Origin of the sequence: Amycolatopsis sp. WAC 01375 (assembly GCF_003947325.1) — a bacterium.
Lineage (GTDB): Bacteria > Actinomycetota > Actinomycetes > Mycobacteriales > Pseudonocardiaceae > Amycolatopsis.
The window spans coordinates 26650-43924 of sequence record NZ_QHHW01000013.1 but is presented as its reverse complement, the minus strand read 5'-3'; the positions used below and the strand labels follow the sequence as shown (position 1 = coordinate 43924).

At 70.4% G+C, this 17275-nt stretch carries 14 protein-coding genes; 3 read left to right on the top strand and 11 right to left on the bottom strand.

Annotated elements, in window-relative coordinates:
- Positions 1-92: 92 nt before the first annotated feature.
- The 6 genes from DL991_RS04625 to DL991_RS04600 form a co-directional block, all read right to left on the bottom strand.
- Positions 93-2540, bottom strand: a complete 2448-nt coding sequence (locus DL991_RS04625; RefSeq protein ID WP_125781279.1) for a tetratricopeptide repeat protein — start codon at positions 2538-2540, stop codon at positions 93-95.
- A gap of 133 nt (positions 2541-2673) precedes the next feature.
- On the bottom strand, positions 2674-6066 hold the full coding sequence (locus DL991_RS04620; protein WP_125781277.1) for an ALF repeat-containing protein: 3393 nt from the start codon (positions 6064-6066) through the stop codon (positions 2674-2676).
- 49 nt (positions 6067-6115) lie between these two features.
- Positions 6116-7975 (bottom strand): S1 family peptidase, encoded by a 1860-nt coding sequence (locus DL991_RS04615; RefSeq protein ID WP_125781275.1) that lies wholly within the window; start codon positions 7973-7975, stop codon positions 6116-6118.
- Between the two features lie 38 nt (positions 7976-8013).
- Entirely contained in the window at positions 8014-8526 is a 513-nt protein-coding gene (locus tag DL991_RS04610; protein WP_125781273.1) for a hypothetical protein, read from the bottom strand.
- Positions 8523-8981, bottom strand: coding sequence for a helix-turn-helix transcriptional regulator (locus tag DL991_RS04605; protein ID WP_233598664.1), 459 nt, complete (start codon positions 8979-8981; stop codon positions 8523-8525). Before DL991_RS04605 ends, DL991_RS04610 begins: the two co-directional genes overlap by 4 nt.
- Before the next feature lie 165 nt (positions 8982-9146).
- The gene (locus DL991_RS04600; RefSeq protein ID WP_233598663.1) at positions 9147-10019 is read right to left on the bottom strand and encodes a peptidoglycan DD-metalloendopeptidase family protein; all 873 of its coding nucleotides are present in this window, start codon (positions 10017-10019) and stop codon (positions 9147-9149) included.
- A 1006-nt stretch (positions 10020-11025) separates the two neighbouring features.
- On the opposite strand from DL991_RS04600, the gene DL991_RS04595 reads away from it, so the two are divergent.
- Positions 11026-11289, top strand: coding sequence for a hypothetical protein (locus DL991_RS04595; protein ID WP_125781272.1), 264 nt, complete (start codon positions 11026-11028; stop codon positions 11287-11289).
- 139 nt (positions 11290-11428) lie between these two features.
- On the opposite strand, the gene DL991_RS04590 is transcribed toward DL991_RS04595, so the two are convergent.
- The 4 genes from DL991_RS04590 to DL991_RS04575 are packed head-to-tail and all read right to left on the bottom strand — an operon-like array spanning position 11429 to position 14851.
- Positions 11429-12622: an ABC transporter permease gene (locus DL991_RS04590; RefSeq protein WP_125781270.1), complete on the bottom strand. Its 1194-nt coding sequence runs from the start codon at positions 12620-12622 to the stop codon at positions 11429-11431.
- On the bottom strand, positions 12622-13284 hold the full coding sequence (locus DL991_RS04585) for an ABC transporter ATP-binding protein (protein ID WP_125781269.1): 663 nt from the start codon (positions 13282-13284) through the stop codon (positions 12622-12624). Before DL991_RS04585 ends, DL991_RS04590 begins: the two co-directional genes overlap by 1 nt.
- Positions 13281-14348 carry a peptidoglycan-binding protein gene (locus DL991_RS04580; protein WP_199753830.1) on the bottom strand — a complete coding sequence of 356 codons (1068 nt, stop codon included), beginning with the start codon at positions 14346-14348 and terminating at the stop codon, positions 13281-13283. Before DL991_RS04580 ends, DL991_RS04585 begins: the two co-directional genes overlap by 4 nt.
- Positions 14345-14851: a hypothetical protein gene (locus tag DL991_RS04575; protein WP_125781267.1), complete on the bottom strand. Its 507-nt coding sequence runs from the start codon at positions 14849-14851 to the stop codon at positions 14345-14347. The genes DL991_RS04580 and DL991_RS04575 overlap by 4 nt, the downstream gene beginning before the upstream one ends.
- A gap of 88 nt (positions 14852-14939) precedes the next feature.
- Here DL991_RS04575 and DL991_RS04570 point away from each other — a divergent pair, with 88 nt between their 5' ends.
- On the top strand, positions 14940-15596 hold the full coding sequence (locus DL991_RS04570; RefSeq protein ID WP_125781265.1) for a response regulator transcription factor: 657 nt from the start codon (positions 14940-14942) through the stop codon (positions 15594-15596).
- Positions 15593-16768: a HAMP domain-containing sensor histidine kinase gene (locus tag DL991_RS04565; RefSeq protein WP_125781263.1), complete on the top strand. Its 1176-nt coding sequence runs from the start codon at positions 15593-15595 to the stop codon at positions 16766-16768. The genes DL991_RS04570 and DL991_RS04565 overlap by 4 nt, the downstream gene beginning before the upstream one ends.
- 68 nt (positions 16769-16836) lie before the next feature.
- Here DL991_RS04565 and DL991_RS04560 read toward each other — a convergent pair whose 3' ends face one another.
- A complete protein-coding gene (locus tag DL991_RS04560) occupies positions 16837-17208 on the bottom strand; it encodes a helix-turn-helix domain-containing protein (protein ID WP_199746334.1) in 372 nt (123 codons plus the stop codon).
- Positions 17209-17275 lie beyond the last annotated feature (67 nt).

The following is a 17275-nucleotide window of genomic DNA, read 5'->3' as shown; positions in this document are numbered from 1 at the left end:
GGCCGGACTTCGCCGGCCTCGGCAGATTGAACTTCCGGTTCGGCGCTTGGTCCAGGAACTCCGACCGGAACAATGCGGACGGCAAGTTCCGGTCACGAAGACACCATCGCGATGCCCATCGCGTCGTACAGCGACCGCGCGCGTTCGCGGTACGGCCTGGCCTTGTCCGGAGCACCGACGTCGTCGTGGGTCGCGGCGATTCCGGTCAGCGCGCGGGCCTCCTCATGCGGTTCGCGGGTGAGCCGGGCGAGTTCGGCGGCCCGCGTGTAGTGCGCCAGCGCGGCCGGCCGGTCGCCGCACGCCAGCGCGCTGTCCGCGAGCCCGTTGTGCACGAGGGTCTCCAGCGGCCGGATGCCGGTCGTCACCGCGATGTCGAGTGCCGCCTCCTGATGCAGGCGGGCCGCTGCCGCGTCGCCCTGCCGGAGGTGCACCAGCCCGAGATAGGCCAGTGCGTACCCTTCGGCCTCCCGGTGGCCCTCGGCCCTGCTGACCGTCAACGACCGCTGGAGGTGGTCGTGGGCTTCCGTCCACCGGCCCAGTGCGCGGTACACGTCCCCGAGATTGTGCAGCGAGATCGCCTCGCTCAACCGGTCACCGATGCGCTGGGAGATGGTCAGGCACTGCCGATAGCAGTCGAGAGCGGCGTCCAGTTCGCCCCGGCGTTCGTGGATGAAGCCGAGGTTGGACAACGAGCGTCCCTCGTTGAGGCGGTCACCGGTCTCTTGGGAAACCGTGACCGCCCTGCTCAAGTGGTCGGCCGCGGCGGCGTAGCGGCCCAGCTGCGCGTACACGGTGCCGAGGGTGTTCAGCGCGCGGCCGGCGACGACCGGGCTCCCGTCGACGTCGAGGCAGCGGGTCAAGTGCGTCACCGCCTCGTCGAAATGGCCGAGCCTGGCGCAGATCGCGGCCAGATCGACGAGCGCCTGCTGGGTACCGATGGCGTCGCGCGCCTGCTGCGCCTCGGTGAGCGCGAGACGGTGCAGTGTGCGCAGGGCGCCGTAGTGACCGTGCATCCGCAATGCCTGCCACAGCACGGTCGAGAGGTCGCGGGCGTAGGTGTCGCCGGTGGCCGACGACTGTTCCGCGATGGCGATCAAGGTGGGCAGCTCCGCCGCCAGCCAGGTCGCCGCGTCCTCGGCGCCGGTGAACACGACGTTCTCGGTGATCGGGGTGAGCAGGGGTCTTCGGTTGGGATCGCCCGCCGTCATCGACCCGGCCGCGTCGACCGCCCTGGCCACACAGTGTTCGGCGAGGCGGCGCAGGGCCGCCGATCGCCGCTCCACCGGTTCCTCGTCGGCACGGCTGCGCGCGTAGTCGCGGACCAGGTCGTGGAATTCGAACCTGCCGTCCGCGCGGTGCGCGAGCAGCAGGTGGCTGTCGACGAGCGCGTCGAGGAGCCGGTGGGTCGCCGGCGGATCCGTGCCCAGCAGCGCCGCCGCGGCGGCGGTATCCCAGTGCGGCCCGGGATGGAGTCCGAGCAGACGCAGGCCAGAGGCCACATCGCCGGGCAGCGCGTCGTAGGACCAGGACAGCACGGAGGGCAGTGAGGTGGTCTTCTCTTCGGTGGTCAGTGCGGCGAGCCGGTCCCCGGCCGGGCGCATCGAGGACGCCACGTTCGCCAGGTTCCGGTTGTGCGCGAGCCGCTCACCGACGATGCGCAGGGCGAGTGGCAGGCCGCCGCATCCCGACACCATGTCGGCGAGCGTGCCGCGGTCGGCGAATCTTCGTCCGGGACCCGCCAGCCGGTCGAGCAGGGAGAACGACTCCTGCTCGGTCAGCAGCGGCACCGGCACCCGGTGCGCGTCGGCGCTGATCGTCAGCCCGTGCAGTGCCGAGCGGCTCGTCACCACCACCGCGCAGCCCGCGTGGCCGGGCAGGAGCGGCCGGACCTGGTCCGCCGAGCGGGCGTTGTCCAGCACGATGAGGACCGAGCGGCTCGCCAGCTCACTGCGCAGCAACGCGGCCCGGTCGTCGAGGTCGGCGGGCACGTCCGCCACGGGCACGCCGAGCGCCCGCAGGAACGACCGCAGCACCTCGCCAGGGTCGGCGGGCGCGCCCGGCCCGTACCCACGCAGGTTCGCGAACAACTGCCCGTCGGGGAAGTCCTGTTTGACCCGCTGCGCCCACTGCACGGCCAAGGAGGTCTTGCCGACCCCGGCCATGCCTTCCAGTACCGCCACGACAACGCCCCTGCCGTCCCCTTCGCCTAGGAGGGCGTCGAGCGCGTCGATCTCCCGCTGCCGCCCGATGAACGACGTGATGCCCGAGGGCAGCTGCGCGGGCACAGAAGCGACCGGCGTTCTCGGGGACGACACCGCGTCCGGGCAATAGTGCCGAACGAACCGGCTCGCTTGCTCGCCCTGGAGACCCAGCCCCAGCGCCAGTGCCTCCACCGAATGGCGCCGTGGCCGGGCGACCCGGCCGCGCTCGATGTTGCTGATGCTGCGCACCGTGAGCCCGGTGCGTTCCGCCAACTCCTCCTGGGTGAGCCCGGCGTTCCGCCGCGCCTCACTCAGTAGCGAACTCGGACGAGGGTCCATTTCGCGGATGATAGAGCGGGTTCGACGCCGAAATCCGTGGTTCGCCGACGATTTTGATCGAAATTGGTCGAAAACGCCCGGCGGGCCGGGTCCTTCGATGAGTGAGGGACCCGGCCTGTCCGGTCACCGGAGATCAGGGGTTGAAGAGGCGGTGCAGCCAGCCGAAGGTGCCTTCGAACGCGTCCCACGTCACTGAGCCGATTTTTTCGTAATGGCGCTCGATCAGTTGCTTCGGGACGCCCGACCAGCCTGGCGGCAGGACGCCGCTGATGATCTTGATCGCGCCGACTCCGGTGAGGACGGTGTTCACCATCGCCTTGCCGAGAGCCGTGTGGAACTCCGTGCTTTCCCAGCCATAACGCATGCCGGACGAGCCTGCCGCGAGGAATCCGGAAGCGACGGACACGACCTTGGCGGCGGTGCCGATGACGGCGAGAGTGCCGGCGAGTGGCAGGTTCAACGCGAAGACCATCGCGCCGAGACTGGCGCCTGTGGAGATCAGGCCGGCCCAGTCCGAGAGGTTGTCGAAGAACTTCGCCGATTCTTCCAGGAGCCGATCAGGGTTGTTCTGCCACATCCCGATGATCGACGAGTCGCCGTGCGCGTTGGGATCCTCGCTGTCGTCCCTCGCCGCTCTCTGCGCCGCGAGCGCGGCCTCGGCTTCCGCGGCCAGGATGACGATGTGCCGGGCGCGGCTCGCCTCCTCCGCCGCCGCCGCGGCGTCTCGACCGGCCTGGATGGCGGACGCGCGGGCGCTGTTCGCGGAGGCCTGGGCTTTGTAGGCGAAGCTGACCGCTCGGTCGGCACAGTCGAACGCGCGCAGCATCGAGGAGTTCGCCGACCGCCGCGCCTTGTTCGCGACGGCGGCCGCGGCCGCCGCCTGGTCGGCGGAGCGCCGGGCGTCCGCGGCGGACTGCTCGGCGGCGGCGGCGTTGTTCGCGGCTTCGGTGGCCGAGCGCTGGGCGTCCGCCGCGTACCCGGCTGCCCGGTTGGCCCAGGTGACCGCTTCGGCGGCGGCCTTCCTGGCCTCGGCGGCGGCTTTGGAGGCGAGGGCGGCGTTCGCCAGCGCATCCGACGCGATCCTGGCCGCGTGGGCGATGGCCGCCCGGATCGCGGCGACGTGCGTAGCCCAGTCGTGGTCGAGCTGGGTGGTGTCGAACTGGGTACCGGCGACGAAACCGCGGCGCATGTTCGTGGTGCCCGCGAGCGCGATCTTCGCCGCCGCTTTCGTGTACGGGCCGCCCTCGTTGAGCAGCCGGTACGCCTCGACCTGGTCGTCCTCGGCGGCCGCGTCGACGATGGTCACCTTGAGGAACCGGTGCGACGCCGCGGCCGATCCGTCGTTCAGCGCCGCCTCCGCGGCGGTACGCACCGCTGTCCCGGGATTGTCGGCGAGAATGGCGAAGATCGTCCGTCTGTTGTCCTCCGCCGCGGCGTTGATCGCGCCGGTCGTGAGGAATTCGGTGACCGCCCCGGGATTGTCGGCCTCCAGCGCCTGGGCGGCGGCGGTGGCCACCGGCATCGTCGACACACCGGCCACGGCGGCGACGGATTCGGCGTCGTCCTGCCGCTGTGACAGCAGCCGGTCGGCGCTCAGCCAGACCAGCACGTCCTCGTCACCGCCCGCGACGGCGAACTCCGCCGCCGACCTGGTCCAGCTTCTGGTGAGCCCGTTCGTGATCAACTGGAGCGCGGCCTGCCGTCCCAGCGTGGCCGCGCGGCCGGTGTCGCCGGCGCGCATCACGGTTTCGGCGTCGGCGATCAAGGTGCGGATCGCCTCGTCGGTCAGTGCGTTCTGCGTCTGCTGCCGGGCGATCCTGGCCCGTTCGTCCGCCTCCTCCCGCGCGTCCCGCTGGGCGAGTTCGACGCCGAGTTCGGTCTCCTCGGCCAGCGAGGCGGTCTCGGCGTCCCTGGCCGCCTGCTCGACGGCCCGCGCCTGGTTGACCGTGTCCATGGCCAGGTTGGCCGCGGTGACGGCACGCTGGGCGGCCGCCGTGGACCTGTTGGCGTAGTCGATCGCTTGACCGGCGTGGTTGGCGGCCTCCTCGGCGGCGGCCGCTGCGGCATCCGCGTGGTCGGCCGCGCTGTTCGCGGCGTCGCGTGCGGCAGCGGCCGCCGATGAGGCCTGCTGGGCGAATGACCGTGCGGCGGCCGCCGCACGGTTGGCGCGCGCCGCCGCGGCCGTGGCCTCGGCCGCGGCCTGACGGGCTTCCGCGGCTTCGGCCTGTGCCACCCCGGCGGCCGACGCGGCATCGGCCGACGCGTTCGCCGCCGAAGCCGCGTCGGTGGCGGCGGCCGCGGCCGAGGTCCCTGCCGAGACCGCGCTCCAGCTGGCGATCCGTGCCTGCTCGGCGGCCCGCGCGGCGTTCCGCGCCTGCCCGGCGGCGTTGCGGGCGGTGGCGGCGGCCTGCCGTGCGGCGGCCGCCGCGCTCGCGTTCTTGGACGCGGAAATAGCGGCGTTGTACGCGCGAGCGGCCGCCTGGCCCGCCGCGGCGGTGGCGTGCGCGGCGGCCTGGGAGGCGTACGCGGCGCGGCGCGCGGCCTGCTGGGCGGCACGGGAGGCGCTGATCGCGGTGGCCGCGCAGGAGGCCGCGTTCTTCGCCGCGCGGGCGGCGGCGTTGGCCGCCTTCGCCGAGCGGCGCACGTCGTTCTGCGCGGCGCGGGCTTCGTCCAGCGCGGCGAGCGCGGCCTGTTTCGCCTTGGCCGCGGCCTCCTTCGCGGCGTTGGACAGGGCAACGGCCTGATCCGTGCATCGCTGCGCGATACGGCCTTCCCGTTCGACGATCCCGACCAGCTGCTGGATGGTGGCGGACTCTTCGTCGCGGGCGCGGGCGATGTACTGGCCGGTGCGCAGGAACCAGTCGACGGCTTCGGGGGTACCGGCGTCGAGCGCCCGCTGGGCGTAGAGCTTCACCTGCGGTGACCCGGTGTTGAGCATGGTGAAGACGAGGAGCCTGGCGTCCTCGTCGTGGGCCGGGTACTGGCCGGTCTCGATGAACGCGGTGAAGGCGGCCAGGGTGTTGGTGTTCAGTGCGCTGGTCGCCGCCCGCTGCACCGCGGTCCCACCCGTGTTCTTGATGGTCAGTACCTCGACCCGTTTGTCCTCGGTGACCGCGGCGCCGTAGCCGTCCCGCAGAAAGGCCGACATCGCGGCGCTGCCGCCGGACAGGGCGGTGCCGATCCCGGTGGTGGCCGCGCGGCCCGCGAAAGGCAGCGCGGCGAAGAGGGCGAACCGGTTGTCCTCGTCGATGGCGTACTGGAGCCGGTTGTTCAGGAAATCCGTGATGTCCGCGTCCGAACCGAGCAGCGCGGTCTTCCCCTCACGGCGGACCGCCTTGCCGCCGATCTTGTACTGCCATACCGCCCGCCCCCTGGCGGTGTCCGGCAGTCCCGTTTCCGGCGGGCCGGTCTCGGCGAAGGCCGGGCCCGCGTTGGCGAGCACGAACCCGGCAGGCAGTGCGGTCAGCGCGGCGGCCCCTCCGAGCACACGGAGCGCTTGGCGTCTGGACCATTCGTTCGAGGACATCACGGATTCCTTTCCAGAGCGGAGCTTGCTTCAGGGTGAAGGCGGGGCCTTACCAGCCGAAATTGCTCAGGCCGGTGCCGTACTGGATCTGGTTGAACCCGGCCGTGTTGACCGTCTTGGTGTGGGTCAGCGTGATCGCACCGACCGGATCGACGGCCACGGCGGGCTCGACGTCGGGGCCGGAGTTGGCCACGGGGGTGGTTCGCAGCGTCGGCAGCCTGCCGGTGGTGGTGCCGTCCGCGTTGACGCCTCGCACGTACACCTCGCCGCCGTACCGCCAGGCGACGACGGCGCGCCGCTGGCCGTCGATGCCGACCGTCGGTTCCGCCCCGTTCGGGCCGTAGCTGATGGCGCCCCCGGCACCCGCCGCGGTGTACGACCGGACCGCGACCTGCCTGTTGCCCGCGCTGTCGTTCTGCCAGCCGACGACGAAGTTGCCCGCGAAGTCGGCGGCGACGCTCGGGTCCCGCTGATCCCCGGTGCCGCCGGGGGCGCGGTATCCCAGTGACTCCGAGCCGCCCGGGGCGAACCCGCGAATGCGGATGGCGAACACCCCGCTGCCGGTGTCCATCTCCCAGACCACGACCGCGTTCCCGTTCGCGCCCATCGCCACGTCGGGGCTCTGGCTGGGACCCGCGCCGGGGCTGATGATCTTTTCCCACTTCTTGAGCGTGATGGCGGAATAGAAGGCCAGGTGCACCTGTTTCGGGGCGCCGTTCCAGGTTTCGAAGGCGATGGCGAAGCCCGTGCCGTCCGGGTCGGCGGCGATCCGGGGGTTCTGCTGCTGTCCGGCCGTGTTCGCGTTGACCGTGGTCGCGCCGGTCTCGCGTGCGATGGAGTCGAACGTCTTCACCTTGACGTCGTAGTACCCGTTACCGTCGCGGTCGTCCGCGTAGGTGACGATGGTCGTGCCGTCGTCGCGGACCTCGACGTCCGGCTGGATGTGCTTCCAGTTCGCCGCTCCGGCCGAGGTGACCGCGCGGGTGAACTTGGGCTGCCCGTTCTGGTACAGCCGAAGGTAGACGTTCGTGCCGACGGTGTCGGCGGGATTGGTGCCCAGCCGGTCGTCCTCCCACACCACCGCGGTCATCGCGCCGTTGCGCGAGGTCGCGACCGCCGAATCGGTCTGGTTGTCGCCGGTGACCGGGGCCGCGTCGGTCCAGTGGACGCCCAGTGCGACGTTCGCGATCCACGGCCGGACGTCGTCGACGCGGGTGTCGACGGCCCCGGTCCGGGTCTCGGTCGACGGCGTGCCGAAACAGCCGCCTTGCCAGGAGCGGCTGTTCACCGCGGCCACCTCGACGCCGGAGCCGGTGGTGCGCAGCGCGGGACCGCCGGTGTCACCGGCGCATACGGCGGCGCCGTTCTGCCCGGTGAGCGCGAGGTTCCCACCGGTGACCGCGTCGACCGTGAAGGTGCCCACGTGCTGGCGCAGCGGCGCCCACTCGGTGGCGGTACGGCCGTAGGCGGGGAGTGTCAGTTGCTCGCCTGCCGTCGGTGCGGTCGAGCTGACCGCGACCGGGGTGACACCCGGGACGGAAAGGTTGAGCTGGGCCATCATCAGGTCCCGCGACTCGTGTGGCACCAGGCGGAGCACGTTCCGCACCACGCCGGCGGTGGTCGTGAGGTCGGGGCGGCCGATGGTCGCGGTGACGGGCTGGGGAGGTGTACCCGACGGCGGGAGGCTCGTGCCGGGAGTGGCCGCGAAACAGCTCGCGGCGGTGAGCACCCAGCCAGGCGCGACCAGCGCGCCCGTGCAGGCGCGGGCGCCGTTGCCGATGTCCAGCCGCACGACGAACGCGTGGTCGGCGTTGCCTCCGACGACGGCCGCCGCTGGTGCGGTCGTCACCGCGGTGGCGGCCAGGGCCAGGCCGGACACCAGGGCCAGCCTTCTGGTGGGTCTTGTCATGACTGAGTTCCTCACACGGTGCTGGAAGCGGGGGCCGGTCAACGGGAGACCTTGATTTCCAGGAGCATGTACTCGCCGCCGGTGCCCTCCGGGTCGGTCTCGCCGACGCCCGCGTAGCTGTTCGGCGGCACCTTGTACGTCTTCGTCGCCCCGTCGTCGGGGGTCAGTACGACGTCGCTGGTGAAGTTCCCGGTGCTCACGCCGTAAACGGACGGCATCTCGACGGTCAGGTGCCCAGTCTTCCCGGAGACGCGGAAGCACACGTAACCGGAGCCGGGCTGGCCCCGCTCGGCGATCCGCAGCAGATCCGGATCCGTCGTGTCGGCAGGACAGGTGGCGAGCAGCACGATGTGGCCGTCGCCGCGTTTGAGCAGAAACCCGCGCTCCGCCTGGATTTGCGCGGCCTGCGGGTAGTTGAAGTCCTCGATCGCGAGTGGTGGCGGATCGTCGGCCTGCGGGGTCACGTCGGCCCCGGCGGGCACGGCGCCGAGGGCGAAGGCGGCGAGAGCGGCGAGCGTGGCGGCCATCGCCGCTCTCCACGGATGCTTCATTCGGGTCTCCTCTTGCGGTGGGTTCCCGGCGCTGACGTGCCGGTGGTCGGTCGATACGAAACCGCTGCTCGTTCGAAGTCGGCGCGAGCCTGGCCGGACAGGCCGAGCCCGGCCGCGATGAGCCGGACCGTGTCGCGGCGGGGCCTGCCGACCCGGCCGTGCTCGAGGTCTCTGATCGCTCGGACGCTGACGGTGGAGCGGGCGGCGAGAACCCGCTGGGTCGTGCCGAGACTGTGCCGGTGGCTCCGCAGCAATTCGCCGAAGCGGGTCGGACCCTCATCCGCCGGGATCACCGCCTCCAGCGTCGACACGCAGATCCGCATCTGGGTGCGCGCGGTGGCAGGCGGCTCGGTGTCCCAGAGGTCGACGCCGACCACCCGGTTCGCGTCGAGCAGCGATACGTACAGCACGGTCGCTTGCCTGTCAGGCAGGATGGTGTGAACACCTTGAGTCACTGGCGTCCTCCGCGTTCGCTCAGCGACTCGCGTCACCGATGCCGCATCATGGTCGGAAAGCGGCAGGGCACGGACAACCGGAAACTTCCACGAAGAAGTACCGGTTCACCGTCAGGACGTCGGGTACGTGACCGCGGAAGCCCGCTCGGCTCGGGCTCGGCGACGTTATCCGCAGCAGATGTTGTAGCCGTGGTTCCGCCAGAACAGCGACGGGCTCGGGTTGTCGAGAACCGGATCGCCGGTGCTGTCCGACGCGCTCTCGTGCCTGCCCGGCCGGTACTCGACGTGCGTGTGCGTGGAGCTGGCGCCGCGGTACTCCTCGGTACCGATCTGCTGGCCACGGTTGACGAACTCACCGACCGCGAGCCCGTTCGACGGGTTGAGATGCAGGTAGATGATGGTGAAATCCTGATCCCGGTTGTAGATCGCCAACGTGGACAGGCCGCCGCTGCCGTTGCTGCCCTCGGTCTTCCTGATCACGGAGCCCTGAGTCATCGAGTACACGGGAACGCCGAAGCCGCGCGCGAAGTCGATCCCCTCGTGCCTGCCCGACGTATTCACGTAGCCGTCGAAATAGGAGGTGATGCGGCCGGAGTCGCTGTGGTACAGCCCGGTTTCGAGCCAGTCGTTCCCCACCAGACCGAGCAGGTGCCCGACGTTTTCGTTGTACGTCGAGGTCAAATTGCCTTTGGCGCCGTGCGTGAACGAGTCGATCGGCCCCGTCCAGCCGCCCTTGAAGAACACGGTGACCACCGCGTCCCTCCGGTTCCACACCGAGGCCGCGTTGCCCTTCACGCACAGGCCCTTCCCCGCACCCGCGCCGAGGAAGTGATAGCAGTCGGAGCCCGTGCCGTAGTTACCGACCGACGCGTCGAAATCGCTGACCGATCCCTGCTGATTGCTGTTGTAGTACAAGCAGAACTCGCCGTCCTCGCAGACGCCGTTCCGTGCCGTCGCGGCCAGCGCCGACGGGGTTACCAGGAGAGTGCTTCCCAACGCCAATGCCACGCCGAGCAGTACGACCATCAATCTTCTCAACGACGTTCCCTTTCTCCTTGAATGCGGCGAATCAGCCAATGCGCGACGGTACGGACGTGCTGGAGTCCAGGGAAGCGATAAAGGGCAAACTGCCGCTCGTTCGATGGCCGGCGTGGCAAGGGAAGTGGTGCCGGTCATCCACGACCAAGGGCGCGTCGGCGGTAGGGCACGGTGCTCGGCGTGGGTTGCCTCGTCGAGGCGGCGTTGTGCGCGGAACAGTCGGACGACGCGGGCTCGCATGCGGTCGTCTTCGGCCGTGTCGCCGCTCGCGGCCTGTGCGTCGGACAGCCTGGTAAGCACGTCGATGTCCAGGTGGGCTGCGGAAGGCCACGATTGGGACGTTGCATCCCGGGAGCGTTCGACGACGACCCGAGTGTGTGTCAAGGCCCCGGCAGCCGTCACGGCGGCAGTAAAGGGCGTCGCTTCAGGAACTATCTGCGCTTCTGAGTAACTGCAGCAGTGCGTGAGGCCGCAGGATCCGGAGTGGCCGGTGCTGACGGACGGGCCGAAGAATCCTGTTGAGCGGAGACCTCACGGGCCATTGCGATAACTGCGAAGGGCGATGGCGAACCGTTCCTGAAGTTCGGGTTCTGCTTTGCGTCCAGGCAGGACTCCGAACTCGTATTTCCGTGCTCGACCCTCTAAGAGATGTACAACCGACTGACTGGCGACCGTAGCCGCCATGATTGTGGTTGCTCTTTCCGATGACAGCGACACCCGTGTGCGCCTCGAGCGGGCTCTTCGACGTCCCCGGGAGACTCGGCGCCGCGTGAGTGAAGTCGCCAGTCGGCAGCCGTCCAGGACTGCGCCGCAGCCGGAACTCGCTCGATGACCGTCCATCGGTTTGCCGAAAATCCACGACGTAGCCCTCCCTCTTCGCGGCTCGAAGAACAAGAGCAAACAGAAAGGCCTCGAATGCTCCTGGCGATGACGAAGTGGTCGAAGGCTTCTACGAGCGAACAGAGGACTGGTTCGCTGGGCACGGCGCCTGTCGCAGGGTAGGCAGGTGCTCTATATCCACAGTGAGTTCTTCGGCGGTACGGCATTGCAGGCTGCCGTGGGATGGGCAGACGGAGAGGTGTTCTTCGGCCCGTCCTTCACCTGCACTAATGGCATGGAAGATCCACCATACCGACTGATGCCGCCAGCGGAGATGGCCATCAATGCCGGCTTGCGGACGCTCGGAGTTACCGCTGCGCCGGGCCAGGACGAGTACGTGACCGTCGGTCTGGAAGCGCATCGCTGGAGCGACGATTCGATCAGCGGGTAATCGGCGTGCACGCGTTTGGGACTGCGCGCATAGCGGCATGAGCGTGCGTTTGGGCTGGGGAGCTTCCGACGAGTACGGCAGATCAACTGATGCGCCGGTGGCTGGGTCCCGTAACCCCGGCCACCGGCGCCGGAATGGCTCATGGCGTCGCGAGCGCCTCGGTCGGTGGCAGGCGGGCGGCGCGGATGGCGGGGTAGAGGCCGGCGATCGCACCGATCACCAGTGTCGCGGCGACGCCGCCGAGCGTCGCCCACGCCGGCACCACGGTCGGCCAGTTCTGGGTTGCCGCGTAGCCGCCTGTGGCCGCGACGCCGAGCAGCACCCCGCCGACACCGCCGAGCGCGGACAGCAGCAGTGACTCGGCCACGAACTGGAGCCGCACCTGGCCGCGGGTGGCGCCGAGTGAGCGGCGCAGGCCGATCTCGGCACGCCGCTCCAGCACGGAGATCACCATCGTGTTGGCCACTCCGACTCCGCCGACCAGCAGCGCCACCGCACCGAGTCCCAGCAGCAAACCCGTGAACGCGCGGTCGGCCGCCTGGCGGGCGGCCAGCGCGTCGGACGGGCGGGACACCCGAACCTCGTTGGGTGCCTGGGGGTTCGCGGTCGCGGCGAGCACGCCGCGCGTCGCTTCGACGGACACGTCGGACACTCGCGTGTAGACGGTCGTCGGGTGACCATCGAAGTCCAAATAGGACTCCGCGGCAGGCCAGCCGACCAGTGCGGCGGTGTCCAGCTTGGGCGCGAGCAGTGCCGTGTCGAGAATGCCGACCACGGTGAACCACTGGCCGCCGAGATAGACCTGGACACCCTCGCGTGCCGAGATGACGCCGAGCAGCGACGCGGCCTCCGAGCCGAGCACCACGGCCGGGTATCGAGCAGTGGCCGCGTTCAGCCACGTGCCGTCGGCCACCGTCACGCCCACCGCCTCCGGCAGGTCGAGGTGTGCGGCCTGAACCGACAGGCCCCTGGTCTCGACCTCCGGGATCCGGTCCGTGCGGTACACCTTCGTGTCCGGCACCTCGCCGAGCGCCGCCACCTCCTGTACCGGCTCGATGCGGCGGATCATGTCGACGGACTCGGTCGGCAGCGTGGAGGTGCCGCCCGCCATCGTGTTGCCGGGCGCGACGGTGAGCAGGTTCGTGCCGAGCGCGGCGAGTTGCCGGTCCAGCTCGGCGCGGCTCGACGACGACACCCCCACCACCGCGATCATCGCGGCGATCCCGATCGCGATGCCCAGCGCGGAAAGGAAAACCCGCAGTGGGCGGGTCCGCAGGCCGGCGCCTCCGACACGGAGCACGTCACGCGGGCGAAGTCGCGCTGACGACAGCATCACACCACCACCCCGTCACGCAGCCGGATCTGGCTGGGCAGGCTGCCGGCGATCTCCCGGTCGTGCGTGATCACCAGGACCGTGGTGCCGCTCTCGTGCAGTTCCCACAGCAGGTCCATCACGCCCGCACCGGAAGCGGAGTCCAGGTTCCCGGTCGGCTCGTCGGCCAGCAGCAGCGCCGGCTCCCCGACGACCGCTCGAGCGATCGCCACTCGCTGCCGCTCCCCACCGGACAACTCGTGCGGCCGGTGGTCGAGCCGTTCGGCGAGGCCGACGCGGATCAGCGCCGTCTCGGCCCGCCGGGCCCGTTCGCGGGCAGGCACGCCCGCGTACAGCAGGCCGTCCGCCACGTTGTCCACAGCGGACTGTCCGGGTGTGAGGTGGAACTGCTGGAACACGAATCCGATCCGGGTGGCCCGCAACGCGGACAGCTGCCGGTCGGTCAATGCCGCGATGTCGTGGCCGTCGATCCGTACCGTGCCGGCCGACGGCCGGTCGAGTGTGCCGATCAGGTGCAGCATGGTCGACTTGCCCGATCCGGACGGCCCGACGATCGCGACCAGCTCGCCGTACCCCACGGACAGCGACACGTCGCGCAGCGCGGCGACCCCGCCGGCGTAGGACTTGCCGACCCCGTCCAGTTCCACGACCGCCCCGCTCATGACGGCATCCCCACCGTCATGCCCTCGTCCAGCCCTTCGCCGGAGATCTCGACGCGGCCGGCGGAGAACAGGCCGGTCTCCACCGCGACGATCTTGGTGGTCGTCCCGTTCACGACCTCGACGCCGTACCCGCCCTCGGACCGCGCGAGCAGTGCGGCCACCGGCACGGTCAGCACGTTCTCTCGCCGCGAGGCGCTGAACGCGACCTTCACCGACGCCTCGTCGAGGCCGGTGAGCGCGTTCTGGTCGGCGACCGCGACAGTGACCTCGATGATGGTCGTCGCCTGGCTGCCGGGGGTCCCGCTGGCGGGGACGAGGACGGTCGCGGTGCCGGTGATCGAGCCCGGCGTGGTCCTGTCGTCCGGCAGGGTGACGGTCACCGGGGCGGCCTTCACCGCGAGCCGCTGGTCGGCCACGCCCAGTTCGACCGTGATCAGCCGCGCCGACCCGGTGCAGGAGAGCAGGGGCGCGTCCGGCGCGACGTCGGCGCCGACGGTCGCCTTCTGGCCGTCCACCCGCACCGGCCCGGCCGCGTAGTGGATCCGGCCTTGCTCGATCGTGCCGGTCTCCGGCAGGCCGAGGTCCTTCTGCCACTTCTTCACCGCGGCGGCCGTCTGCGCGGTGTACTTCCTGTCCGCCGTGAACCCGCGGTAGCCGAGCGCGGCGAGGTTGTTCTCGAACTGCTCCACGTCGGTGCCCTCGGTGTCCGGCACGAGCGGACGATAGACCGGCAGCGTGCCGTACAGCAGCACGACCGGTGTGTCGTCGACCCAGTAGATCGCCTGGCCACGCTCCACCGTGTGCCCGACGGCCGGCAGCGCGGTCAACGTCCCGGCGAGCTTGCCGGTCACGTCGACCGGGACGCCGTGGCCGAGCTTGCCGTTTTCGGTCCGCGTGTCGACGAGCGTCTGCCTGGTCACCTTCGCCGTCGCCGCGGGCAGATCGTTGCCGGTCTCGGTGGGCTTCTCACCACCCCAGAAGCCGGTCGCGGCGGTGACCGCGGCTCCGGTGGCGAGCACGGCGACGAGCACGATCACCACCCTGCCGACCCCGCGCCGGCTCATTTGCCGCCCCCCGGGATCACGAGACCACCACCGCCGCCGCCCGGCAGGTGCTCGCCGCACTTCTCGTGCGCCGTCTTGAGGCCGGGGTCGTTCGGGTCGGGCGCCTTACCGCTCTCGAACCGGCTGCGCCCCTCCGCGTCCGGGTCGGGGTAGTCCGGCATGCCGTTCTCCCGCATGCATTTGGCGTACGCCTGGAACTTCTTCACATCCTCCGCGTTCATCTTCTCCGGCTCACCGCCGTTGGGCAGGTACCTCTTGCACTTCTCCTGCGTCGGCTTCACCGCGTTCGGGTCGGTGCCCGGCGGGAAGCGCAGCTCCATCTCGCCGTTCTCGTCGAACGTCGGGTCCTCGAAGTCCGGCACGCCGTTCTCCCGCATGCACTGGGCGAACTTCAGCCCCGCCTGCTTGTCCTCCACCGTGGCCGCGCCGGAATCGGTGGCTGACGAGCAGCCGGCGAGTCCGACGAGCAGCAACGACGCGAGCACGTACATGAGTCGTTTCATGCGCCGAAGTACAGCGAGCGTGATGTCACTCGGCCGTCTCCGGAAACGTTGACACGGAAGTGACACGACCGTGCGTCACCATGGACCCATGCGGATCTTGGTGGTCGAGGACGAGCCACTCCTCGCGGACGCGGTGGCCGAAGGGCTGCGGGCGGAAACACACGCGGTGGACGTGGTGCACGACGGCGCCGCCGCGCTGGAGCGAACCGGCGTCAACGACTACGACGTGGTGGTGCTCGACCGGGACCTGCCGGTCATCCATGGCGACGAGGTGTGCCGGGTGCTCGTCGCCAGCGGCGGCGATACCCGGGTACTGATGCTGACCGCCGCAGCCGACGTCGACGACCGGGTCGCCGGTCTCGCCCTCGGCGCCGACGACTACCTCCCCAAGCCGTTCGCGTTCCGTGAACTGGCCGCGCGGGTGACCGCGCTGGGCCGGCGCTCCCGGCCTGCCGCGCCGCCGGTGCTCGCCCGAGCGGGCATCCGGCTCGACCCGCACCGCCGCGAGGTGTATCGCGACGGCCGCTACGTCCCGCTGTCCCGCAAGGAGTTCGCGGTCCTCACCGAACTGCTGCGCGCCGACGGCGGCGCGGTGTCCACCGAGCAGCTCCTGGAGAAGGCATGGGACGAGCACGCCGACCCCTTCACCCACACCGTGCGGATGGCGATCCTCAAGCTGCGCCGCAAGCTCGGCGACCCACCGGTCGTCGTGACCGAGCCGGGAGCGGGGTACCGCATTCCGTGAAACGCCTGACCATCCGGACCCGCCTGACGCTCGTGTACGGCGGCTTGTTCCTGCTCGCCGGCATCCTGTTGCTCGGCGCGACGTACGTGCTGATGTCCAGGCAGCTGTCCAACCGCGAATCGACCGCCGTGCTCGATGCCCAGACCTTCACGCCAGAGGTCGACATCCTCAAGGAGGTCGCCGAGGAAACCCGGACCGACGCTCTCATGGCTCTGCTCGTTCAGGGCGGCCTCGCACTCGGCCTGGTCGCGGCCGCGGCGATCGCGATCGGCTGGCTGATCGCCGGCCGGATGCTGCAGCCGATCGACCAGATGACCCGGGCCGCGCGGCGCATCGCCGATTCTCCCGGCAGCGACCGCGGCCTGCACGAACGCATCGCCCTCGACGGGCCGCCGGACGAGGTGAAGCGGCTCGCCGACACGTTCGACCTGATGCTCGAACGGCTCGACCACTCCTTCGACGGGCAGCGCCGGTTCATCGCCAACGCCTCCCACGAGCTACGCACCCCACTGACGCTCAACCGCACCCTGCTCGAGATCGCGGTGCGGCGTCGCGATGTCTCGGTGGAAGTCCGACAGCTCGGCGAGACACTGCTGGAGATCAACAGTCGGCACGAGCGGCTGATCGACGGCCTGCTAACGCTGGCAAAATCGGACCGCGAGCTGGGCGAACTGTCCTATGTGGACCTCGCGGACGTCGTGACGCACGTGGCCGCACAGCACCCGACCGTGGCCACGTCCGCCGGCGAAGCCCCGACCATGGGCAACGCGGTCCTGCTGGAACGGCTCGTGCAGAACCTGGTGGAGAACGGCGTGCGCTACAACGTGCCGGACGGCTGGGTCCAGGTCACCAGCGGCACCCGGCCGGACGGGCTGGTCGAACTGGTGGTCACCAATACAGGGCCGGTGGTGCCGCCTTATGAGCTGCCCGGCCTGTTCGAGCCGTTCCGCCGACTCGCGACGGATCGGCTGGCCACCCGGATGGGTGCCGGGCTCGGGCTGTCGATCGTCCGTGCGTTGGCGCACGCCCACGGCGGCCACGTGCACGCAGAGCCCCGCGGCGGCGGCGGCCTGGTCGTGACAGTGTCGCTGCCGGTGGCCGGACTCCCGCGGAAGCAGGCCAGCGGAGTCGTAACCGGCCAAGACCTCCGCGACCACCGCTCTTCGACATGACCGCGTGCGTGGTCGCCGCCCGTATCGACCGCCTCGCGGCGTGTGCGTGTGTTTCGCGGACGACACCCTCACCGTCTGTCGGCGGGGCCGGCTTGGGCGTCGCTGATCGCGTTGGTGCGGTCGATCTGGGGCATGTGGTCCTCGGCCCATGATCGGAGCGCCGCCAGTGGGACCTCGAGCGACGAGCCCAGATCGGTGAGCCGGTAATGCACGCGTGGTGGCACGGTGGGCTCCACCCGGCGGGCGACGAGGCCGTCGCGGGTCAAGCTCTGCAGGGTCACCGACAGCATCTTCTGTGAGACACCGGGCATCCGCCGCCGCAACTCGGCGAAACGCACCTCGTGTGGAGCCGCCTCCGCGAGGATCTTGACCGCCATCGACGTCCATTTCGTGCCGATGCGGTCCAGCAGACGGCGGGTCGGGCACTCGGCGTCGAACAAGTCACCGCGCCCACTTTCTGCCGAGCGCGCCGGCTGGGAGGTCACCTGGAACTCACCACCTGTGGGG